Origin of the sequence: Gilvimarinus sp. 2_MG-2023 (assembly GCF_030547685.1) — a bacterium.
GTDB lineage: Bacteria > Pseudomonadota > Gammaproteobacteria > Pseudomonadales > Cellvibrionaceae > Gilvimarinus.
Window position 1 is genome coordinate 70587 of the sequence record NZ_JAUOQM010000035.1, and the last position, 24023, is coordinate 94609.

18 protein-coding genes are annotated in these 24023 nt (G+C 49.6%); 14 read left to right on the forward strand and 4 right to left on the reverse strand.

What is annotated here, in order from left to right:
* Positions 1–35 precede the first annotated feature (35 nt).
* Together mazG and Q4526_RS07850 are read left to right on the forward strand one after the other, a co-directional pair.
* Positions 36–842, forward strand: coding sequence for a nucleoside triphosphate pyrophosphohydrolase (gene mazG, locus Q4526_RS07845; RefSeq protein WP_215976481.1), 807 nt, complete (start codon positions 36–38; stop codon positions 840–842).
* A 232-nt stretch (positions 843–1074) separates the two neighbouring features.
* A complete protein-coding gene (locus Q4526_RS07850; protein WP_303609583.1) occupies positions 1075–2331 on the forward strand; it encodes an HD-GYP domain-containing protein in 1257 nt (418 codons plus the stop codon).
* 7 nt (positions 2332–2338) lie between these two features.
* Here the strand turns inward: Q4526_RS07850 and Q4526_RS07855 are convergent, their stop codons facing one another.
* The gene (locus Q4526_RS07855) at positions 2339–3190 is read right to left on the reverse strand and encodes a histone deacetylase (RefSeq protein WP_303609584.1); all 852 of its coding nucleotides are present in this window, start codon (positions 3188–3190) and stop codon (positions 2339–2341) included.
* A gap of 385 nt (positions 3191–3575) precedes the next feature.
* Here Q4526_RS07855 and Q4526_RS07860 point away from each other — a divergent pair, with 385 nt between their 5' ends.
* Positions 3576–4112 (forward strand): hypothetical protein, encoded by a 537-nt coding sequence (locus Q4526_RS07860; RefSeq protein WP_215976483.1) that lies wholly within the window; start codon positions 3576–3578, stop codon positions 4110–4112.
* 79 nt (positions 4113–4191) lie between these two features.
* Here Q4526_RS07860 and greB read toward each other — a convergent pair whose 3' ends face one another.
* Positions 4192–4701: a transcription elongation factor GreB gene (greB, locus tag Q4526_RS07865; protein ID WP_215976484.1), complete on the reverse strand. Its 510-nt coding sequence runs from the start codon at positions 4699–4701 to the stop codon at positions 4192–4194.
* 2 nt (positions 4702–4703) lie between these two features.
* Positions 4704–6689: a S9 family peptidase gene (locus Q4526_RS07870; RefSeq protein WP_215976485.1), complete on the reverse strand. Its 1986-nt coding sequence runs from the start codon at positions 6687–6689 to the stop codon at positions 4704–4706.
* 127 nt (positions 6690–6816) lie between these two features.
* Here Q4526_RS07870 and tilS point away from each other — a divergent pair, with 127 nt between their 5' ends.
* The 7 genes from tilS to Q4526_RS07905 all read left to right on the forward strand — a co-directional run bounded on the left by tilS (position 6817) and on the right by Q4526_RS07905 (position 15517).
* Positions 6817–8202, forward strand: coding sequence for a tRNA lysidine(34) synthetase TilS (gene tilS / locus Q4526_RS07875; protein WP_215976486.1), 1386 nt, complete (start codon positions 6817–6819; stop codon positions 8200–8202).
* A gap of 213 nt (positions 8203–8415) precedes the next feature.
* Entirely contained in the window at positions 8416–10038 is a 1623-nt protein-coding gene (locus Q4526_RS07880) for a CTP synthase (protein ID WP_215976487.1), read from the forward strand.
* Positions 10039–10107: 69 nt separating this feature from the next.
* Entirely contained in the window at positions 10108–10959 is an 852-nt protein-coding gene (kdsA, locus tag Q4526_RS07885) for a 3-deoxy-8-phosphooctulonate synthase (protein WP_215976488.1), read from the forward strand.
* A gap of 53 nt (positions 10960–11012) precedes the next feature.
* Entirely contained in the window at positions 11013–12302 is a 1290-nt protein-coding gene (eno, locus tag Q4526_RS07890) for a phosphopyruvate hydratase (RefSeq protein WP_215976489.1), read from the forward strand.
* 213 nt (positions 12303–12515) lie between these two features.
* Positions 12516–12911, forward strand: coding sequence for a hypothetical protein (locus tag Q4526_RS07895; RefSeq protein WP_215976490.1), 396 nt, complete (start codon positions 12516–12518; stop codon positions 12909–12911).
* A gap of 245 nt (positions 12912–13156) precedes the next feature.
* On the forward strand, positions 13157–13816 hold the full coding sequence (locus Q4526_RS07900; RefSeq protein WP_215976491.1) for a YoaK family protein: 660 nt from the start codon (positions 13157–13159) through the stop codon (positions 13814–13816).
* 468 nt (positions 13817–14284) lie between these two features.
* Positions 14285–15517, forward strand: coding sequence for an SMP-30/gluconolactonase/LRE family protein (locus tag Q4526_RS07905; protein ID WP_215976492.1), 1233 nt, complete (start codon positions 14285–14287; stop codon positions 15515–15517).
* Positions 15518–15719: 202 nt separating this feature from the next.
* Here Q4526_RS07905 and Q4526_RS07910 read toward each other — a convergent pair whose 3' ends face one another.
* Entirely contained in the window at positions 15720–16745 is a 1026-nt protein-coding gene (locus Q4526_RS07910) for a GGDEF domain-containing protein (protein WP_215976493.1), read from the reverse strand.
* A 999-nt stretch (positions 16746–17744) separates the two neighbouring features.
* Here Q4526_RS07910 and Q4526_RS07915 point away from each other — a divergent pair.
* The 4 genes from Q4526_RS07915 (at position 17745) to Q4526_RS07930 (ending at position 23886) form a co-directional block, all read left to right on the forward strand.
* A complete protein-coding gene (locus Q4526_RS07915) occupies positions 17745–19595 on the forward strand; it encodes a lytic polysaccharide monooxygenase (RefSeq protein WP_215976494.1) in 1851 nt (616 codons plus the stop codon).
* 162 nt (positions 19596–19757) lie between these two features.
* Entirely contained in the window at positions 19758–22832 is a 3075-nt protein-coding gene (locus tag Q4526_RS07920; RefSeq protein ID WP_303609585.1) for a glycoside hydrolase family 9 protein, read from the forward strand.
* A 374-nt stretch (positions 22833–23206) separates the two neighbouring features.
* The gene (locus Q4526_RS07925; RefSeq protein ID WP_215976496.1) at positions 23207–23638 is read left to right on the forward strand and encodes a DUF3010 family protein; all 432 of its coding nucleotides are present in this window, start codon (positions 23207–23209) and stop codon (positions 23636–23638) included.
* Between the two features lie 26 nt (positions 23639–23664).
* Positions 23665–23886 (forward strand): VF530 family DNA-binding protein, encoded by a 222-nt coding sequence (locus Q4526_RS07930; protein WP_215976497.1) that lies wholly within the window; start codon positions 23665–23667, stop codon positions 23884–23886.
* Positions 23887–24023 lie beyond the last annotated feature (137 nt).

The following is a 24023-nucleotide window of genomic DNA, read 5'->3' on the forward strand; positions in this document are numbered from 1 at the left end:
TCCAGCGTCCAGCGTCCAGTTAAATAGGAATCCCTATGTCATCCACAACCTACACCCTAAACGACCTCATCTACTTAATGCAGCGCCTGCGCGACCCTGTCGACGGTTGCCCTTGGGATGTAAAGCAAAGCTACCAAACCATCGTGCCCTCGACCATTGAAGAGGCCTACGAGGTGGCCGACGCTATTGAGCGTGGAGATCTGGATCACTTAAAAGAAGAGTTAGGTGATTTACTGTTTCAGGTGATTTTTTACAGTCAGCTGGGGGCAGAGGAGCACCGCTTTGATTTCCATCAGGTCGTCGATACTCTGGTGGCCAAGCTGGTACGCCGTCATCCCCATGTGTTTCCCGATGAGAGTTTGCGTGAGCGCTACGGTGACCGACCGGCAGAGGAAGCCGAGATTAAGCAGCGCTGGGAAGACATTAAACAAGAAGAGCGTGAAGCCAAAGGCGTGCGTGGCACGCTGGACGATGTTCCACTCAATCTACCGGCTTTAACCCGGGCGGCCAAATTACAAAAACGCGCCGCTCGTACCGGATTTGACTGGGAGGATGTACAGGGCCCTATTGCCAAAGTGCGAGAAGAGCTGCAAGAAGTAGAACAAGCATTGGCTGCTGGCAATATGCAGGCGGTGGAAGAAGAAATTGGCGACCTTTTGTTTGCCGTGGTGAATATCAGTCGTACCTTAAAGCAAGACCCAGAAGGCACATTGCGCCGGGCCAATCAAAAATTTGAGCGCCGTTTTCGCTATATAGAAGCAAACGCCTCTGAGTCCCTGGCAAGCATGACTTTGCCAGAAATGGATAGGCTGTGGGAGCAAGCTAAATCTCAAGGTTTGTAGTTTGCGACAGAAGTATTGTCGTCTCGACTTGATGTCAGTAAGCCTCGGTTGTCGACCGCCATTTTCTTAAGGTAAATAGCCACAGAGGCTCTAAATACAGGGCTGTCTCGGTTGACGCTCGCCTATTGTGGTTGGCTATCGGGTGAGCTTTTCTAATAGAAAGCTGTGGGCGCGCCTGTCGTGTGAATTAGCTATAGTGTACTGGGGATACTCGCAGAATAAAGGAGTCTGAGTGACAGACTTTCGACAAATAAAGCCCGGCTTTTACGATAAAAGTAAGCGCAGTATTAAAATCTCAGTGTCCGAGCTGAGAGTGGGCATGTATGTGTCTAAATTAGACCGCGATTGGTTAGATACCCCCTTTTTAATGCAGGGTTTTTTGTTGGAATCACAAGGCGATATTGAAACTGTTGCCGAGTATTGCCAACATGTTTGGGTGGATGCGGTTGAGCCTACATGGGTGCCCCCTGAAGAGCGCGGTGAATTAGGCTCGGCCAGAGCCAAAACCACTTACATTAAAAAGATCTCTGCCGAGGATGAGCATCGCCAGGCAACGGGTGTTTTCCGCGAGGCTCGACGTCTGACCAAATCGCTGGTGGATGATATTCGTCTCGGCGGCACTATCAACAACGAACAGGCTAAGGCCACCGTAAAATCCTGTGTCGATAGTATCTTACGCAACCCCGATGCTTTGTTGTGGATGACTAAGATTCGCAATCAGGACAATTACACCGCCGAGCATTGCCTTAATGTGTGTATCCTCGCCATCGCTTTTGGTCGCCACCTAGGGCTGAGTGAGGCCGAGCTGGAAACTCTGGGGCTGTGTGGCTTGTTACACGATGTAGGTAAAATGCGCATTCCCGATGAGGTGCTTAATAAGCCCGGCAAGCTGAGTCCAAAAGAATGGAAGCAAATGAAGGCGCATGTGATTCATGGTCGCAATCTTTTACTGGCTTCACCTGGCGTTGCCAATGCTGCGGTGGATGTAGCCTACAGTCATCACGAGCGCATGGATGGCAATGGTTATCCGCGTAAACTAACCTCGGCCGGCATTTCAGAGTTTTCCCGAATTATCTCAATTGTTGATGCCTACGATGCTATGACGGCCGAGCGTTGTTACGCTCCGGCCATTACTACTACTCAAGCCTTAAAAAACATCTATCAAGATCGCGCCACTCATTTCGATGAGCGTTTAGCCTTGGCTTTTATTAAAAGTGTTGGACTGTATCCACCGGGTAGTATCGTTGAGTTAAAAAATGGTTATATCGGTATCGTGCTAGAGGCCAATAAACGCTACCGCCACCTGCCAAAAGTGATTTTGCTAAGCCAAGGTGGCGAGGCTCTGCCGCGAGAAAAAATTATAGATTTAGAACAGGTCGAGTCAGGTAAATTGGATGATCAGCACCTTATTCGCGATACTTTAGCCGATGGTGCTTATGGTATTTTTGTACAGGATTACCGCGAAAAAGGCCTGGTTTTTAGAGGTTGATGCGTGTTTAATAGTTTTTATTGCACCATAAGCGGTGAGCCTGCTCAACAACCAAAGCGTGCCTTTTTGCCAGTGCCTTGCGGTCATCGTCATAGCCGCCACCGATAACCGTAGCAACAGGTATGGCATAACTTTTACATATTTCCAGCACGCGGTAATCGCGCTCGCCAATTCCTTTCTCACTGATGTTCAGCAAACCTAAAGGATCTTGTGTGTAAATATCAACCCCGGCATCGTATAAAATTAAATCCGGCTGTTCGGTTTTAATTAACGCCGTGAGAGTCTGAGTAAGAACCTCTAAATATTCGGTGTCATTGGTGCCCTTGGCGAGTGCAATATCCAAATCACTGATCGCTTTGCATGCAGGGAAGTTTTTTTCGCAGTGAATGGAGCAAGTGAATGCTTGAGGCTCGCTGGCAAGTATGGCAGCCGTGCCGTCACCTTGGTGTACGTCGCAATCGAAAATTAACACCTTCCGCGCTTTATTTTGCGCCAGTAGCGTTTGTGCGGTTATAGCCAAATCATTCAATATACAAAACCCAGAGGCAAAGTTGTAATGGGCATGATGTGTTCCGCCGGCAAGGTGGCAGGCAATGCCGTTGCTCAGTGCTAAATGCGCTGTTAATAAAGTTCCGTTAGGTGATATAAGCGTGCGCTTGCGAAGGGCTTCGCTCCAGGGTAAACCCATACGGCGAACTTCTTGTGGCGATTGTTCGTTGTGGCAAAAGCGGCGCACATAATCGGGGCAGTGAGCACTGTGTAAAATCTTCGCACTTGCTTGGCCGGGCCGAAATGTATTGTTTGGGGTCAGTATTCCACGCTCTGCTAAATAGGTGTTCAGCAAGGCAAACTTTTCCATAGGGAATCGATGCCGTCCGGGAAAGGGAAAAGAATAGGCCGGGTGGGTAACAAGGGGGATGGACATTTGCTGACTACGGCTCAGGAGGTTTTTCCGATTATAGCAGGTGTTGTCGATTAGGATTCAGTGATTTTTTGAGTGTCCAAAGCTCAGTGTTGTCGTTTATTCTCTTTGTATAAAAACGAGTGCTTTCTGTCGGTATGGATTGAACGTTGAGTGAGTCTTGCGTACAATGTGCGAAGGAATTGCTGTCACGATAGGGATGTTTTCTCCACATGGTAAAACCCCTCTTTAAGCTAATTTTCGCTGCTGGCGAGTCATCAGCGGCGGCTTGTTCGTGCTCGGCATTTCTATTTTATTATTATGGATGATTGATGGAGTGGTTATGTTTCAAATTCGTACTTTTCTCTTAGGTTGTTGCGCGGTATCAGCCCTGGCTGCATGCGGCAGCGGGTCTTCTTCCGACAACACAACCAATTCTTCAAGCTCGCAACCAGTATCCTCCTCTGGCTCAAGTTCAGATGACTACAGTGCAGTTGTAGGGCTGTACGATGTGAGTAATGGTGATGACGAGCAGTACTATTATATTGCTGCGGACGGCCTGTTCACCGCCTATAACTACTTGGGCGATAGTGTCGATAATGGCAATAACTGTTATCGTGAAGCGACAGGTGCTGAGGCAAATGCGGAGATCACGGGGCAAACGCTAACCGCAAAAGCGGATGGTAACTTTGCGATTGATGTGGCCGGTACAGAGCTGGTGTTTGAGATGGTGGGTGGCGAAATATCGCGTCTAACGACTCCTCAGTTTAGTTCGGGTGGCTCTATGTATGTCACCTTAAACGGAGCAAAAGTTCGTATTACCACCAATACGACCGACACGCCGGCCATTGCAGATATTCAAGCGATGATCTGTAATTAAGCCTGGTTAAGCCCCCGCGCTTAAGGGCGCTGGGGCTTTTGGTGTTGGCGTTACGGTGCAGCGTTAAGCGCGATGACGGTTAGCGCCCCGGCTTTTGATATTCGATCTTTTCAATATAATAAACCTGCTCGCCCTGTTCGTTGCGTATTACAACTTCGTCGTCCACTTGCTTTTTGAGCATGGCGCGCGCGAGCGGAGAGTCCATACTAATCTTACCGTCTTGCACATTAAACTCATCGGGCCCGACGATGCGGTAACAAACCGTGTTGCCATCTTCGCTTTCCAGTGTAACCCAGGCGCCAAAGTACACTCGAGTTGTATCGTCTGGAATGCGCTCAACGATCGTGAGCGCTTCTAACCGCTTGGTTAAAAAGCGCACGCGCGAGTCGATTTCTCGCAGTCTTTTTTTGCCGTAAATATAATCGCCGTTTTCGGAGCGGTCACCGTTTTTAGCCGCCTCGTGTACCACATCGGTGACCTTAGGGCGCTCAACCTTCCACAGCTGACGGACCTCGGCGCGCAATACTTCGGCCCCTTCGGGCGTAATATAGGTGGAGCCTTTGGGGCGCGGGGCTCGCCATCTACCCACGATTAACCCGCCTCTGTCAGTTGTAAATGCTTGATGTAAAAATTGAGTTCTCGGCCAAAGGCCTCTTCAATAGCGTCGGCGCTGCGAAAGCCGTGGCCTTCATCGGCAAAAGTCACATATTCGGTAGCAATGCCTTTTTCTTGTAACGCCTGCACCATTTTTTCGGCTTGCGCGGGCGGTACAATTTTATCTTTTAAGCCCTGTAAAAAAATCACCGGGCAAGTAAGCTGATCGATATGATGCAATGGTGAGCGCTGTTGGTACACCGATTGTTGTTCGGGGTAGGGGCCAATGAGCGAGTCTAAATAGCGCGACTCAAACTTGTGGGTGTCATCCGCCAGAGCCGATAAATCGCCAATGCCATAGAGGCTGGCACCCGCGGCAAAGGTGTCGGTAAACGTGAGCGCTGCCAGTACGGTATAACCTCCGGCGCTGGAGCCGCGAATAATCAACTTGTGTTTGTCGGCCAAGCCTTGATCCACCAAATGCTGTGCACCACTGGCAACGTCAATCACGTCAGTAACACCCCAGTTTTGTTTTAATCGGTCGCGATAGGGGCGGCCGTAGCCGGTACTGCCACGGTAATTAACATCTAACACGGCAAAGCCGCGCGAAGTCCAAAACTGAACCTTGTAGTTAAGCGCGGCGCTGGTGGCGCCCGTGGGTCCGCCGTGACAAATAACCAACAGCGGCGGCTTTTGATTATCCGCTCCGCAGTATTCGGGATTAACCGGCGGGTAGTAAAACCCATGGCAGGTTTCGCCATCACTGGTGGGGAATTCAATGGCCTGGGCGGCACTAAAATATTCGGCATCCACTAAGTCTGCCTGTGAGCGGCGCAGCATTTGCAATGGGGGCGCCGCTTTGTGGCCGATGGACTGGCTTAGCAAGTGGTAAAGGCTGCTTGTGCGCTCGGTGCTGGCGCCGAGAAATACAACGTGATCAGAGTTGGCGGCTAGTGCACTGATGTCCGTAAGTGGTGTTGCCAGAGCGCTGAATTTAAAGCCTCGGTTGGTCTTGTTACGAGTGATCAATCCCAGTGACCACAAGCCATTTTGGCTAAAGCAGCAGATGATTTTATCGTTATCGATAAAACTGTATGTCGACATGCCAAACACCCATTGTGGGGTGGCGAACTCGGCCTCCATCGCGACAATGTTGCGGCTATGTTCCCCGTCAAAGTGGTGCAGGTTCCACCAGCCATTGGTGTCGCTAACGTAAAACAGTTCGCCCTCTGGGCTCCAGCTGGGCTGAAAAATAGAGGCTTTGTGCTGGTCGGTAATGCTGTCTGCTTTGTTGTTGGCGATATTGCCGGCAATAATCCGTGCATTATTTAATTCGCCATTATCTGCTACATCGGCCAAGTGCAGTTGAGTGCTATCCCAGGGCATATTGGGGTGCGTCCAGGATAGCCACGCCAGAGTGCGCCCATCCGGGCTAAGGCGTGGGTTGCTGTAAAAGTCCTCGCCGGTTATCAGAACGGTGGGCGCGTGTTCACCGGTGGTGTCAATGGCAACAATGTCGGCACGTTCCTCGCCTTGACCACTGTGGTCTTCGCGTACTGCGATTAAGCGCTGGCGGCTTGGGTCGTAACTAAAATCGGTATAACGATATGGCCCGGTATCGGTGAGAGCCACAGGGGTGAGTGAATGTCCCTGTCGCAGCGCAATTTTATACACCCGTTCGTCTTGATCGAAAACCGCAAATACCGCCTCTGGAGTGGCCAAATAAGCCGCCCCGCCATACTCGTGTGCACGTGACCGTACACTGGCGCTGGCATCCAAAAGCTCGCGCACTTCGCCACCTAAGCGTTGTTGCATCAGCACGCTGCGCCCGCCCTCATCGGCTCGCGTTTCAATCCAGTACACGGTTTGTTCGCAAACCTGCGGATCAGACAAACGCAGTGCGTTGCTGGTGAGTGTGCTGGCTGAAATAGGCGAGGGCCAAGTGCCAAAGGGCTGTGTATGCCGGTTGCGGTCAGTGCTCATAATTCCCCAGTGTTGTGTTACTAATGGGTTGAAACACTACCCATTGTCCGGCCGCTACGCAAGCATAGCGCCATTGTTTTAGTCGCAATGCTTGCCCCAATAAATGCCGCTGAGGTTTAATGCGGTTATGACAGATGAGATTCAGCAGCGGTTGCAACAAGTGCTTCACTCCCAGCCATCACGGCGTTGGTTAGTGGGCTTTAGTGGAGGGTTAGACTCCACGGTGCTGCTGCACGCTTTGCAATCGCAGGTCGGAGGACAAGCCGTGATGGCAGTACACGTCAACCACGGTTTGTCGGCCAACGCCGATACTTGGCAAGCACACTGCCAAGCGCAGTGCCAAAGCTTAGGCGTTCATTGGGTGGTGGAAAAAGTCCAATTAACGGGTTCGGGGGCCATTGAAGAGCGCGCCCGCAATGCGCGGCTGGCCGTGTTTGCCAAGTTAATGGATCCAGGCGACGGCTTGCTGTTGGCCCACCACCGTCAAGATCAGGCGGAAACTGTGTTATTTCGGTTGTTGCGCGGCGCCGGTGTGACAGGGCTTGGGGCTATGCGATGGTCGCGCCCCTTCGCAGCCGGCCACATCAAGCGACCTCTGCTGGGGGTAGATCGGGCCGCACTGCAGGCCTATGCCGAGCGCCACAAGTTAAGCTGGGTGGAGGATGAATCCAATACCGACACCACTTTTGATCGCAACTATTTGCGCCGCACGATACTGCCCGCATTGCGCAAGCGCTGGCCATTGGCCGATCAAAACCTAGCGCTGGCTGCCCAGCACTGCCAAGAGGCCGACCTGCTTTTGCAGGAGTTGGCTCAGCTCGACCTGAGCACTCTGGCTGAGCGGCAAGAGCCAATGGGCGTATCGGTGGCGCTAGAGCCACTGCTCGGCCTTAGCGAATCGCGCCGGCGAAACTTGCTGCGCCATTGGTTGCGCAGTCGATTGGGCGAAACCGTTGGTGCGCAACTGCTGGCCGATATCCAATCGCAATTGCTCTGTGGCCAAAATGGCCACGCGCAAGTGGGCAATAAAAACCTGCTCTTGGGGTGTTTTCAGCAGCGTTTATATGCTTTAAGCGCGCCATTGCAGTGGCAGCCATCGGCACAGGTTGCGGCTCCAGAGCCGACTATTGCCTGGCAGCAACCAGAGCAGGTATTACTGTTGCCAGGCGGCGATTATCTGCAGTGGGTTGACGCCCAGGCCGATACGTCAAGGGCGTTGTGGGGCAGGGCACTGGCGCGCAAGCACATGGGGCGTAACATTGTGGTTGATTGGCGTCGCGGGGGGGAGCGCTGTCGCCCGGCAGGCCGAGGGCACTCGCAGGGGCTGAAAAAGCTGCTGCAAGAGCAACCTTTACCCATTTGGCTGCGGGCTCGGGTGCCCTTAATTTATATTGATAATGAGCTGGCGGCCGTGGGGGACTTGTGGGTCTGTGAGGCCTTTGCCGCGGCCGCCGATGAACCCGCGGCTAATTTAAAGTGGGAATTCCCCTGTGTGACACTCGACGCTGTTTGAAACCTCTCTTTTTGATTGAGCCCGAGTTCGCTTTCTGGTATTCTGGCGCCCCATCTATGGGCCTGAAGTAAAGGCTCTATAAGCACCTTCCCTCAGCCTCTGAAAAGCCCTTAAATTTGGGCAACTAAGGCAAAAGGTGTGCTGCGAGTGTGCCGGTATTGCCCGCCACTCTCCCTACGATTTCTCTAACGCTTAAGCTCTACAAGGCTATACATGACGCGATATATTTTCGTTACCGGTGGTGTGGTTTCCTCGCTGGGTAAAGGCATTGCCTCGGCCTCTTTGGCCGCCATTTTGGAATCCCGTGGCGTAGCGGTCACCATCATGAAACTCGACCCCTACATTAATGTGGATCCGGGCACCATGAGCCCGTTCCAGCACGGTGAGGTGTTCGTCACCCAAGACGGGGCCGAAACCGACCTCGACCTGGGTCATTACGAGCGCTTTATTCGCAACCGGATGACTCGCCGCAACAACTTTACTACCGGTCGTGTTTACGAAACCGTGCTGCGCAAAGAGCGCCGCGGCGATTATTTGGGCGGCACCGTACAGGTGATTCCCCACATTACCGACGAAATTAAACGCCGAATTCTCGAAGGCGGACGCGATGTCGATGTGGCACTGGTTGAAATTGGTGGCACTGTAGGTGATATCGAATCTCAACCTTTCCTCGAGGCTGTGCGTCAGCTCAAGGTCGAGTTGGGGCCACAACACGCCATGTTGGTGCACTTAACACTGGTGCCCTATATTGCCACCGCTGGTGAAACCAAAACCAAGCCAACCCAGCACTCAGTGAAAGAGCTGCGCTCCATTGGTTTGCAGCCCGAAGTTTTGCTGTGTCGCTCTGAAGTCTCAATTGACGATGACTCGCGCCGCAAAATTGCCCTCTTTACCAACGTGCCGGAAAAGGCTGTGGTGCCTGTGCCTGATGCCAACACCATTTACGCGATTCCACGCCTGCTGCACGAGTTTGGTTTGGATCAAATTGTGGTGGATTACCTTAACTTGGAATGCGGCGCTGCGGATTTATCCGAGTGGGATGCTGTGGTTGATGGCAAGCTCAACCCCGAGCAAGAAGTGACCGTCGCCATGGTTGGCAAGTATATGGATCTGCTTGACGCTTATAAGTCGCTCAATGAAGCACTGATTCACGCCGGTATTCATACCCGCACTAAAGTAAATGTGGATTACATCGACGCCGAGCGCATCGAACAAGAAGGCGTGCAAATTCTGCAAAACGCCGACGCCATTTTGGTGCCCGGTGGTTTTGGCAACCGCGGTGTTGAAGGCAAGCTGGAAGCGGTGCGCTACGCTCGCGAAAACAAAGTGCCTTACCTGGGTATTTGTTTGGGTATGCAGTCGGTGGTGATTGAGTTTGCTCGCAACGTGCTGGGTCTTAAAGGGGCCAACAGCACCGAGTTCGATCGCCACTGTAAAGATCCGGTGATTGGCCTAATTACCGAGTGGGTCACCGCCGAGGGCGACGTAGAAACCCGCGATGAAAAATCCGACTTGGGCGGCACCATGCGTTTGGGCGCTCAGGAATGCCGTTTGGTGAAAGACTCGCGCACCCGCGACATCTACTCGCAAGATGTGATTGTCGAGCGCCACCGTCACCGCTACGAGGTCAACAACAACTACGTGGATCAACTGCAACAAGCCGGTTTGAAAATCGGCGGCTGGTCGTCTGACGACACCCTCGTGGAAGTGGTCGAAATTGCTGACCACCCCTGGTTTGTGGCCTGTCAGTTCCACCCGGAGTTCACCTCCACCCCGCGCGATGGCCACCCGCTGTTTACCAGCTTTGTCGACGCCGCCATCAAAGCCAGTAAGTAAGTTGTCTGTGCCCGGTGCGCCGGGCGCGTTCTTCCCTCTGGGCAGAACTTATCACTAAGGATTAAATTTGTGAGCGTAAAAAACGTAAAAGTCGGCGAGATTAACATCGCCAATAACGCGCCCTTCGTTTTGTTTGGCGGCATGAATGTGCTGGAGTCGCGCGATTTAGCCATGCGCACCGCCGAAGCTTACGCCGAAATCACTGAAAAACTCGCGATTCCCTATATCTTTAAAGCCTCCTTCGACAAAGCCAACCGCTCCTCGATTCACTCCTTTCGCGGTCCGGGCATGGAAGAGGGGTTAAAGATATTTCAGGAAATAAAAAGCACGTTTAAGGTGCCGGTGATTACCGATGTGCACGAAATCTATCAATGCGCTCCGGTCGCTGAAGTGGCCGATATCATTCAGCTGCCCGCCTTTTTAGCGCGCCAAACCGACCTGGTGAAAGCCATGGCGGACACCGGTAGCGTGATCAATATTAAAAAGCCGCAGTTTTTAAGCCCCGGTCAAATGAAAAACATCTGCGAGAAATTTCGCGAATGCGGTAACGACAACATCATTCTGTGTGATCGCGGCAGCAACTTTGGCTACGACAATCTCGTGGTGGATATGCTCGGCTTCTCCACCATGAAAGACGTGAGTGGTGGTGCACCGGTGATTTTTGATGTGACCCACTCACTGCAGTGTCGCGACCCTATGGGCGCAGCCTCCGGTGGCCGCCGTCACCAGGTGGCTGAACTGGGCCGCGCCGGAATGGCGGTGGGTTTGGCCGGCTTGTTTCTGGAAGCTCACCCCGACCCGGACAACGCCAAGTGCGATGGCCCCAGCGCCTTGCCGCTGGATAAGCTAGAACCGTTTTTAACACAAATGAAAGCAATTGATGACACAGTTAAGGGCTTGCCCGAACTGGTCATCGATTAACAAAATTTTTTACACACTGTATATTTGAAACGACAATTGGAGCATTTATCTCAATGAGCAAAATTGCTGATATTAAAGCCTTTGAAGTATTGGACAGCCGCGGTAACCCCACCGTTAGCGCTGAAGTGATTCTGGAATCTGGTGCGGTAGGTTCTGCCTGTGCGCCTTCCGGTGCCTCTACCGGTTCACGCGAAGCACTCGAACTGCGCGATGGCGACAAGTCTCGCTACCTGGGTAAAGGCGTATTAAAAGCCGTTGCCAATATTAACGACACCATCAAGCCAATTTTGGTGGGTATGGATGCGACCGATCAGCGCGCGCTGGATAATGCCATGCTCGAAGCCGACGGCACCGAGAACAAATCCAAATTGGGCGCCAACGCCATTTTGGCCGTGTCACTGGCCGCCGCCAAAGCCGCTGCCATCGCCAAAAACGTACCTTTGTACGCGCACATTGCCGACATTAACGGCACCTCTGGCAAATACACCATGCCCGTACCTATGATGAACATTGTTAATGGTGGCGAGCACGCCGACAATAACGTCGATATTCAAGAGTTTATGGTTCAGCCCGTAGGCGCTAAAACCTTTGCCGAAGCCCTGCAAGTAGGTGCCGAAATTTTCCACGCGCTGAAAAAAGTGCTGAACGAAAAAGGCCTGAACACCGCAGTGGGTGACGAAGGTGGTTTTGCCCCTAACCTGCCATCCAACGAAGAAGCGCTGGCTGTTATCGGCACCGCCGTTGCCAATGCCGGTTACAAGCTGGGTGAAGACGTGACCCTGGCTCTGGATTGCGCCGCCTCTGAATTCTACAAAGATGGCGAGTACAACCTGTCGGGCGAAGGCAAAACCTTCAACGCCGAAGGCTTCAGTGACTACCTGGCCGAGCTGACCAACAAATACCCCATCATCTCTATCGAAGATGGCCTGGACGAAAGCGACTGGGACGGTTGGGCTTACCAAACCAAAATCCTGGGCGACAAAATCCAGTTGGTGGGCGACGACTTGTTCGTAACCAACACCAAAATTTTGCAAGAAGGCATCGACAAGAAAATCGCTAACTCGATTTTGATTAAATTCAACCAAATCGGCTCTCTGTCTGAAACTCTGGATGCCATCAAGATGGCGCAAGACGCCGGCTACACCGCCGTTATCTCGCACCGCTCTGGCGAAACCGAAGACACCACCATTGCCGATTTGGCCGTAGCGACCTCTGCCGGTCAAATCAAAACCGGTTCACTGTGTCGTTCAGACCGCGTGTCTAAGTACAACCGTCTGCTGCGTATTGAAGCTGAGTTGAATGGTACTGCGCCTTATAAAGGCCGTGCTGAATTTAAAGCGTAAGCCGCTTTAGATTTTTTGGGTGCACGCTTTTAGCGTGTGCCTGCTAAGAAAGCCCCGTGCTGTTTTTTCAGTGCGGGGTTTTTTTGTTTTGGGGTGGTGGATGGGTACCGTTGGCGCGCAATTCAACCATAAGTGATGTCTATGTCTCTCTTGATAAGTTACTGCTAAGATATGAGCAATTATAGGTTCCACATATAAACTCGGGAGAGTGATGTGAAAAGCATCTTACAGATATTTACCCTCGTTACAGTGTTGTTTGTGAGTGCAGGTATGGCGGTTGCTGACGAGTTTACCCCGCCGCTTGGACTTCCCGTTGTGTCCGATGCCAGGCTGGCGATTAGCGATGCATACGATACGGCGGGTGGTGATAGAGAGGAGTCGATAGCCCGATTTGGAACCAAAGCATCACGCAATGATGTTATTGATTTTTATACCGAGGCTCTCGAAAATGCCGGGTTTGTTATCTATTCGTCGTCTGATAAGGCTGATTATGCCATGATCGCTGCGAAGCGAGATGACGATCGAGTGACGATTTATTATAGAAACCAGAGTGACTGGGTCGAGGCCGATGAGGGCGAGTTCTCCATTAAAGCCGTCTACACTAAGTAGTGATAATAAAAAAATAAAATAGGCTGATATTACAAAAATGGCTCTCATTTTGTGGCACTATCCGGTCCATTTTATGGATGCCACCAACACCTGATACCCCAGTGAATAAGCACTGTGGTTGAGTTAATGGCTGCGGTCTATAGCGAGAAGTGGAACGTGATATAAGTGGGGTCGCGTCAAGATTTTATCCTTTAGCTTTTATATGCTCGATTCCTGAGCGTTGTCTGTAAAATGGGGTCTGAATATTGATATCGAAATTACCAAAGTGGATTGAGGTTGGAGCCTTTGTTCTGACATTGGTGGCCGGCTTTGTAAATGCCGTCGGACTGCTGAGTTTTGAACATCAATCCGTTTCTCATTTGTCTGGCACGGCCACAATCTTTGGGGCGAGTTTTTTAAGTTCGAATTTACAAAGTATTATTCATTTGTTAGGGGTGTTGTTGTCATTTTTGTTTGGCTCATCGATGGCAGGTTTTTTATTGCATGGGTCAACACTTAAGCTTGGTCGACACTACGATACGGTCTTATTTTTAGAAGCATTATTATTATTAGTCACGTTGTGGTTATTATCGAGCGGTTCTTTTTATGGGCATTTTTTTGCTTCGGCTGCATGTGGCCTTCAAAATGCATTGGCAACGACCTATAGCGGTGCCGTTATTCGAACAACACATGTAACAGGAATTTTTACAGATTTAGGTATTATGTTTGGAGAGTTTTGCAGAGGTAAGAGGCTTGATGGGCGTAAGGTAAAGCTTTTTTTAATCATAATAATTGGGTTTATATTAGGCGGGACATTAGGAGCGTTTTTTTATAATAAATATAAATTTCTTTCGCTGTTGCTTCCTTCGGGTGTATGTTTATTTATGGCCGTGGTTTATTTTATGTATGTAAAAATAACGAAATAAACCAAAGGTAAGCAATGCTATAGATGCATAGGGGCGACGATTATTGCTTCGTCGCCAGAATTTTTAGGTGGAAGAAGGTGAAAAGGAGTGTCACCAATAACGAAACCAGATTATACCCTGATGCCAATGTGGATTCTGTCGTCCGAGTGATAAAAACTATAATTGGGCCCTAATTGTCGATGTCTAATTTAATTTACAAGGATTGTTAACGTGAAAGGTGATGAATAGGATTTCAGGCCAGAAGCTCTTTCAGTTATACGGTGTTTATTAACCACAATTCATCGAGTAATGTTATTTTCTAATTCGTGCCGATAAACTCAAGCTTCTTCGGGCTCGCTATCAAATAGATGTTTCAGGAATTATTGGTGTTTTTAGAAAAATCCTAATGTTGAGCTGGAGGTGGAGCTGGCAGCTAATGAGTGCCAAGCTGGGTAAAAATCTACTGACTATAATTAGAGGTGATTTGTGATGAATTTTTTCAATGTCCGCATAGCCGGGCTTGTGTGTTTTCTTGCAGCCGGTTCGGCATCGGTTCTTGCAGCCAGTTTGCCTGACGGTGAAGGGCGCGATTTGGTTGAGGCGATGTGTTCTGGTTGCCACGGTGCCGATAAAATCACTCACAGTTTGGGTTATACCCGCGATGGCTGGCTTAGGTTGACTGGCACGATGATTGATTTGTCGGCCGACCCCGAGCGCCGGGGCGCTATTGCGGATTACCTCGCCAAGCATTTTCCGCCCAATGAGCAGCGGGCCCCGACGCTTGTTGAGGGCGATACCGAAATTAGTTTTCACGAGTGGGTGGTGCCGACCCTTGGCCAGCGCTCGCGCGATCCGGTACAGGCACCGAATGGCACGATTTGGTGGGTCGGTCAGTGGGGCGATATTGTCGGTAAAATTGATCCCGCCACCGGTCAGATGCACGAGTACGACCTTCCTGCTGGCACCAAGCCGCATTCGGTGACTATCGACAGTGATGGCGGTGTTTGGGTGATGGGCAATAAAAATGCCACAGTGGTTTTGCTCGACCCCGACAGTGGCGATATGAAAACTTACCCTATGCCGGACCCAGATGCACGGGACCCTCATACGGGTGTGTTCGATGCCAAGGGCCAACTCTGGTTTACTCTGCAGCACTCAAATATGGTTGGCCACCTAAACCCCGCAACGGGTGATATCCGGCTGGCGACTATGCCGACGCCCAACTCGCGGCCATACGGTATAAAAATCGATGCCTCGGGCGCACCCTGGGTAGCCTGTAATGGCAGTAACTGTTTGGTCAAGGTTGACCCAAAGACAATGGCGCTAACAGAAATTAAACTGCCCCACGAGGACACTAGGGTTCGTCGTCTTGATATAGCCGAGGATGGTATGATTTGGTACGTCAACTCAGGCCGCGGGCGGCTGGGGCGCTATAACCCTGCCAGTGAAGGGATTACAGAGTGGCCCTCGCCCAGCGGGCCCAAGTCTCACCCCTATGCGTTAGCAGTGCTGGATGGTGTGGTGTGGTATAACGAGTCTGGCATGCGTCCCGATCCTTTGGTGCGCTTTGACCCCGCGAGCGAGACTTTTCAAAGCTGGCCAATCCCTACGGCCGATATTTACGCTGGTATTGTACGCCACATGCGCCCCACTCGCGAGGGCGATATGCTTATCCACCAGAGTGCGACCAACCGTATTATCCGCGTCGACATTGGTGATTGAGTGAGGGCGATCAAGTGAGCATTTGAGCTTAATCGATTAAGTCGCTACGGTATCAGCTCTTGAGTATGTGGCGGCGCGCCTGGCGCACTTATTGTGAGCGCTGCTATCGACTTTTTGTAGGGGAGCCTATAGGCATCTGTTCTGTTTGTTTTGTTCAAGGGCTTTTTTCGGGTGAGGCCGGTTAAGTCCTTTTTGTAGTGGCTTATAGTAAAGAGGCTGGGTCGGCTGTGTGGTGTTGCTCGTGCGACTCACTGAATATGGCGCGATCGCGGCCTTGCGCTTTGGCCAGATAGAGCGCTTTATCCGCGCGTTTTAGCCAGGCATCTTCGGTGGTGACTGGTGTCCATAGTGCCACGCCAATCGAAACGGTTATTTCTTTTCCGTCAGGTGTTTTTAAATCTTTGTTGATAGCCGATCTTAAATTATTGATAAATGTATGATGTTGATCGTGTATCTGATGAATTAGCAGTACGAATTCTTCCCCACCAAATCGGTAAAGCTGGTCGTGTTGGCGTATATTAGATTTAATTAAGGCAACAAAGTGTTGTAGAACTTGATCGCCAGCTGCGTGACCGTATTGATCATTGACTGACTTAAAGTGATCCAGATCTAGTAGTGCTAGTAATGGCCGGGTGTTATCGCGCTGAGAGGTGGATATTACCGATTTAATATCTGAGCTCAAGGCTCGTCGATTTAACGCACCTGTGAGGGCGTCTACAGTATTTAGGGTTTCTAGTAGTTTAAATTGTTTCTCGCTGTGACTGGTATAGACAAAGGTGCTTAGCGATAGCATTAAGATTGTGACAACGTAGGAGGAAAGTGAGATAGTCGAGAAAATATCGGACAGGGTCAGTAGGCATATCCCGGCAGCCAAATTAATGCCGAAGGCCTCAATCGGTTTTACCAGAATAAAGGTGCTGGCGAATACAGGATAAACCCAAAGAAAGCTATCCATACCGTTGGCAATGACTATAGCCACCACTCCAGCATTAATAAAAACGGCCAGTATCGCACTGACTAAACGGATGTTTTTCGACTGGTGGGCGTAGGCTACCAAGACCAATAAACCAATAACTAACACTATATCAATGATTGCTGCAGTAAAATTTCTTTCTAAATACCGCATTACCGCAAATGGAAAAACTCCTAATATGGCAACTGCACTCAGTAACCACATTAGTGACAATTGATATTTCTCTTGCAATTGGTTGATCATGATATCGTTCACATCTAAATCATTAATTATGCCTTTCAAGAAGATAAATTAACAGTCATATATGATTATTTTAGTGTTAATACGTCAAGTAAATCTACTTAGTAGAGTGGCCGCCGGGCTAAATTAGGTCAGGGGGCGAGTTTTTATATTTCGTCATGCTAATTGAAGAAATCGCACCTTAGCTCCATACGTTGTAGGGGCTTTATCATACTTATAGGGCGGGTATCGATTATTGCAGAAATGTCATAATTGCTTAGTCATGTCACTGTCTGCTAAGCGTTGGTGGTATTTTGTTAGTCGTTGGCGCTTTATTTTCTCTCTTTACCTTATGGATTTCATTTTTCTACAATAAAGATATTTATGGTTTTTCTGGACGGCTTTAATTGTGTTTGTCATTGGATTTTTGGTGTTGTTAAGAAGGAGGGGGCGAAGATTTTTGATGGGTGGGTGTCGTATTAATCTGTGTGTTGAAAATAAACTATTTCAATTTTTAATAGATTTATTTATTTATTTGTTTGATTTTTTTGTCATATTTTATTTGTAATTTTTAAGGATAATTTTATCGTTAACATTTGTTCTTGAAGTGAAATTTATAATTCCTGTGAAAGTTTTATTGGTTGTTTATTTAAATATATTAATTTTATGTGTGCGTTAGTCTATTCTTTGTATGTCGACTGTATCGTTAACATTTCGGATGTAATTCACATCAAAATCTTAAATAAATACGTTATATATTCAATTAAATTATTATGGTTTTTAGCTTTGATAATTTAATAAATTATTGTAAAAAAATAAATAATGATTAATGAGACAAAATTTGAATTTATTGAGAATGATGTCTCAATTGTTATTTTAATGATTTGATTTTTCCCTCCTTGAGAACCTCAATGTGGCTCTGTAGATGTGCGTCGTTTTGCCGCGGCTGAAACTTAACTGTTTCAAGGTTTATTAAGCACATATAAGAATAAGACAATTTTATTCCTATAATTCTAACCAAGGTCGGAGTCTGTTATGCGTTATTCAACTCTTCTTTATGGAAGCATTGCATTTTTAGTTTCATCTGGAGCTTTCTCTCATGGTCTAATGTCTGATCCCGCATCGCGCAATTGGCTTTGTGGTGCTGTCACTAAGCCAGATCAAGCTCAGCCGGGCAGTGCTTGTGCCCAAGCTTTTGCCGAGGATTTTAATGGCGGCTATCAGTTTATGAGTGTGTTAAGCCATGATGTGGGGCGAAAAGGTGTGGAGCCTATTCCCGAAAATGTCTGTGGTTTTGACAGTGAAACCTGGAGTGGTAGTGCCACGCCTTGGGATATGCCTATTGACTGGCCCACTAACTCGATAAGCTCTGGCGAGAAAACCATTACCTGGGATATCTCATGGGGGCCGCATTTTGACGACACAGAAGAGTTTCGGTATTGGATTACTAAACCCGATTTTGAATACACCATTGGTCAAGCCCTGTCGTGGAATGATTTCGAAGACGAAGCGTTTTGTGTTCTGAATTACGATGACAGTAATCCAGAGGCGAATCCAAACGTGGTTCCTGATAAAGGCAATGCTCTATTCCATACAACCTGTGATATCCCTGAACGCGATGGTCGTCACGTGATTTATGGGGAGTGGGGGCGCAATCACTATACTTTCGAGCGTTTTCACGGCTGTATAGATGTTGCTTTTGATGGCGGTGTAGGCCCGATTGCTGTTGAGGCTGACATACAGGCAACCCCCGATGTGACCACTATAACGGGTGCAGGACAGGTATCTCTTAGTGCGGCGGGCTCTAGTGGCGAAAACTTAAATTATCAGTGGAGTTTAACGCCGGCGAATAACAGTGCCTATAGTTTGAGTGAGGTCGCAGGTGAGCAAACAGTTTTAAATTTAGCCGATACCCAAAGTGAACAAGCGGTGACTGTAACTTTGGAGGTTAGCAACGATGTCAGTGACAGTACCACTTCCATCATCATTAACCACTTACCCGAAGCCGCTTCAAACTGGGATAGCCTGGGGGCTTTAACCGAAGTCGCTCAAGCTTACCCTGCAGGCACCGAAGTTCAACTGCGTTTAGTGTCTGATACTGGTGAAGATATTTATTTACCTCAAAACAGTTTAACTCTATCGGCTCAAACCGGTGCGGCGGATGTATGGCCTCAACAACTGGCGGATGCAGTTAATGCGCTAAATACAGATGTGCAAATTGGCGTTATCGACAGCAATGGTGAAGTATCTTCGGTTGCCAGCGCAACAGAAAACCGCGTGTATGCTCAGTCTCCTTCGCAGTACGCCAGTGCTTTTGTGGTGGTCGATGAACCTTCTTCATCTTCGTCGTCTTCATCCTCTTCGTCGATTCCTTCAGGGAGTTATTGTGATTGGTACGGCACCCCGACACCACTGTGCGAGCAGACTCAAGAAGGATGGGGGTATGAAAACAATACTAGTTGCGTTGCGGTATCTACCTGCCAATCCCAACCTGCACCACACGGAGTTGTAGGGGAGGCTAGCTCTAGTTCGATGAGTAATTCTTCCGATAGTAGTTCCAGTGCGAGTAGTACCAGCTCAACCGGTGATGCGAGCCTAGCTTGTGATTACACCGTCAATAATGCCTGGAATACAGGTTTTACCGCAGAAATTACCTTAACCAATAACAGCGATGAAGCCGTTAGCGGCTGGTCAGTCAATTGGCAGTACACAGGTGACGTGGGTATCAGTAATAGTTGGTCGGCCGATGTCTCGGGTACAAACCCTTATCAGGCTAGTGCCACGGGTCACAATCAAACGATTAACCCGGGCGAGTCGGTCAGCTTTGGATTCCAAGCTTCGGGTGAGTCAGAGACTGTGATTGTTGAGGGCGAACAGTGTCAGTAATAGCCCCTTGCTTGGGTGTGTTTGGCGAGCCTACCGGCTCGTCATCTTTCAGCAGTTAGCTGGATAACTTCAAATTTTTTTACCACTATATCCTTCATGGAGGACGATGTTTTGCAAAATAAAATAACTTCAATAATGAGCGCTTGTGCAGTTGGTGTGCTAATGGCTTCGACAGCTTCCGCGCAAGAACAAAACTACGGTGAGGCCTTGCAAAAATCTATATATTTTTACGAGTCGCAGCAAGCAGGCCCACTACCTGAGTGGAACCGAGTGCCGTGGCGCGGTGATTCTACCCCTGACGACGGGGCGGATGTAGGCCTGGATCTGCGCGGCGGTTGGTTTGATGCCGGCGATCACGTTAAATTTGGTTTCCCTATGGCGGCCACAACAACTCTTCTTGCCTGGGGCGGTGTCGATTACCGTCAGGCCTACGAAGACTCTGGCCAATTACAGCATTTGTTAAACAACCTGCGTTTTGTTAACGATTATTTTATTAATGCACACCCCGAACCTAACGTGCTTTATGGTCAAGTCGGTATCGGCTCGGACGACCACACCTTTTGGGGCCCGGCAGAAGTTGTGCATCATAAAATTCCCGATTCGCGGGTTTCCATGAAAATTGATTTAGATTGCCCAGGCCCCGATTTGGCAGCTGAAACAGCAGCGGCTATGGCGTCCTCCTCTATGGTGTTCGCTCCCAGCGATGCGGGCTACGCTAATACGCTATTAACTCATGCCGAACAATTATTTGCGTTTGCTGAAAATACCACCGGTACCGATGGTGTGGATAACGCTTACTCTAACTGTATTACCGACGCCAAACAGTTCTATAACTCCATCTATGGCGTGTATTGGGATGAGATGGCGTGGGCTGCGGTGTGGCTATGGCGCGCAACTGGCGATGATAGCTACCTAGATAGGGCGCTTTTCTATTACGATAAAATGGGCAACGAAACTCAGTCCGACACGCCGGTGTATACCTGGTCTTTGGGTTGGAATGATAAAGCCTACGCCGTCTATGTAATGCTCGCCAACTTGCTGGGTGATGAGCGTTATCACACCGATGCACAGCGCTATCTGGATCACTGGAGTATTGGTGGTGGTAACCGTACCCCCGGCGGTGTTGTGGTGGTAGATAGTTCCGGTTGGGGTGTCAATCGTTACGCGGCGAATATCGCTTATCTGGCGCTCTACTACGCGGATGCCTTGGACGATACCGATCCGCTTAAAACTCGCTATCAGGATTTCGGGGTAACGCAAATTGATTATATTCTTGGTGAAAATCCCGCTAATCGTAGTTTTTTAATTGGCTATGGCAACGATTATCCAACCAATGTTCATCACCGTGGCTCGCACGGTAGCTGGGCCGATAGCCTGCAGGTGCCAGAGCAGCAGCGTCATATTTTACACGGTGCTGTCGTGGCCGGGCCAGATGCCGACACCAATTACGTTGAAGATCGCGGTGACTACATCATGAATGAAGTCGCGGTTGATTATAATTCCGGCTTTACCAGTGCCGCAGCCGCTATGTTTGCCGATTATGGCGGTTCGCCACTACCCGAGTCACAGTTCCCGCCAGCCGAGGAGCGAGGCGATGACGAGTACTTGATTGGTGCCAAGGTCAATAGCTCTGGCCCTCGCCATGTTGAAATCCGCGCTGTGCTGCAGAACCATAGTACAACGCCGGCCGAGGGGCGTGATGATTTGTCCTTCCGTTATTTTTATGATTTAAGTGAAGTCTATGCCGCAGGCTATACGGCGGATGACGTTACCATGTCTTCGGGGTATTCGCAGGCTGAGTCTATTAGCGACCTGCAACCTTGGGGCGATCCTGCCGAGCATATTTACTATACGGAGGTAAGCTTCGACGGCGACTTAATTTATCCCGGGGGGCAGTCTGCCCATCGGCGCGAAGTGCAATTTCGTGCGTCTTTGCCGACCAATAGCGATGTCAGTGTGTGGGATGACAGCAATGATCCCTCTTATGATTCCGCTTATGCCAGTACATCGGATAATTATGGTTACACCACCGGTTTAATTCCTATTTACGGCGGCTCTGAGTTGCTAGGGGGCGAAGAGCCAAGCGGTGGCTGCGGTGCGGATACCGGCGTAAATTGTCTGCCAGTTGCGCAAGATTTAAACGTTACGACTGAGTTTGAAACCGAACGTGCGATCACCCTTGAGGGCAGTGATGAAGACGGTAGTGTGCAAAGCTACCAAATCGTCTCGGCCCCGCAGCATGGTTCACTCAGTGGTACCGGTGCCAACGTGCTTTATACGCCCGATGCCGGCTTCAGTGGTGCCGACTCGTTTACCTACCGCGTAACCGATAACGCCGGTGATGAGTCTGAACTGGCCACCGTTAGTATTACGGTTGAAGCGGAAGTTGTGCCTAATGTAGCAATTACCTCACCTGCCAATGGCGCCGAGGTTACCCCGGGCAGCGATGTTCAAGTGCAATTTACCCAAGCCAATGCCTCGGGAGTGCGAGTGCGCGTTAACGACATGGTCGTGACCGATGTGACCAGCGGCAATTCATTTACGATAACGGCGCCCAGTAGCGAAGACAGCTTTACGCTGAGCATCACCGCGTTGGATGAAAATGGTGTCGAAACCGAGATTGCCTCAGCGGTGACCTTAAATGCAGTGAGTGAGCCCGCTAACAGTGCGCCGGTTGCCTGTTTCAGCCCACTGAACCCTGAGGTGGACGTGGCTCAATCATTGAGCTTTGATGCCAGCTGTAGCGCTGACCCCGATGGTGATGCACTCAGTTACACTTGGAACTTCGGCAACGGGCAGAGTGCCTCTGGCAGCAGCGCGTCGGTAAGTTACGCCGAAGCTGGTAGCTACACCGTGAGCTTAACAGCCGATGATGGCACTGATAGTGATGCCGCCACCACAGTAGTCACCGTGGGCGACTCTGGTTCTGGTAGTGGTGCACTGTGTGAGTATATTATCAGCAACGAGTGGAACACCGGTTACGTCGGTTTAATACGCATTACTAACCAAAGTAATAGCGTTATTAATGGCTGGAACGTCAACTGGGACTTTACCGATGGCTCTGTGCTTAGCAACAGCTGGAATGCTGATGTTTCCGGTAGCTCACCTTACAGTGCCAGCAGTCTTGGTTGGAACAGCCAAATTCAGCCAGGTGAATCGGTTGAGTTTGGTATGCAGGTGCAAAAAGGTGGCAGCAGTGCGGTTGTACCTAATGTCACCGGTGCAGTTTGTCAGTGAGAAAAAGGCGGGGTTGGTGACAATCCCGCTTGGTAGTTAACGCCGGTGGAGTAGGTAAGCTAGGCCCATAGCCATGCAAGCTTCAATACCGGTTACTAAAACGCCTCGGACCTGGTTGGGGGCGTTTTGCTTTGTACTCCAGACCGTATAGATGACTGCCACGACTTCGGTCAATCGGGTGCTAGTCAAGTGTTTGGGCCCCGCCTTTGCATCATTAATCGAGCTGAATTTAGCTATTACACGGAATAAAGGGTAAAATACTCCCAATGTTTAAAACACTGGGCGATAGCATACTGAGCTATTTATCGCTTGGCTGACACCTGTTTGAGTCGGTACTTTACGGCCGTTTGAGCTAGATTAGATAAGGTTTTTTAATGAAAGTATGTGGCGTTGAGTTAACGGCGAATGATGCTGTGATTTGTTTACTAGAGCTGGACCGCGGCCAGTTTACCCTGCCAGATTGCCGGGCTCGCAAGTTGAGTTTGCCTAAAGTTCACAACCGGGAAGATTTACAGAAGTTTCAGGCCTCTTTTGCCAAACTAATGCAGGATTATCAAATCACCCGCGTCGTTATCCGTGAGCGAATGACTAAGGGAAAATTTGCCGGCGGTGCAGTCAGCTTTAAATTAGAAGCGGCAATACAATTAATTAACGATGTAGAGGTGGAGTTAATGACGCCGGCTCAAGTTAAGCAGGTGGTGTCCGAAAATCCATTGCTTATTCCGTTCTCCGAAACCGGCCTTAAGGGCTTTCAAGAGTCTGCGTTTATGGTGGCCTATGCCGCGCAGATGTCGGCCAACGGTTAATACCAGCAACTTCTATGGAGTCGGCAATGAATAAAGAACAGCCCAATAATCCTCTGCACGGCATTACGCTGGAATCGCTCTTGACTCAGTTGGTCGAGCGCTTTGGTTGGGATGAATTAGCAGACCGAATTAATATTAATTGTTTTAAAAAAGACCCCTCGATCAATTCATCACTTAAGTTTCTACGTAAAACGCCCTGGGCTCGTGAAAAGGTTGAGCAACTGTATATCTCCTGCCTTAGCGCATAAATTTGCTTTAGGGTAAGGTGGTTGCAATCAGCCTTACCCACCAATCCAATCTCTGCCTACTTTAGCAAAAATATTCTGTTAGCGTGCTCACACTTCAACCATGCCTGTGGCGCTTTTCTACGCTTTTCCATCCTAGT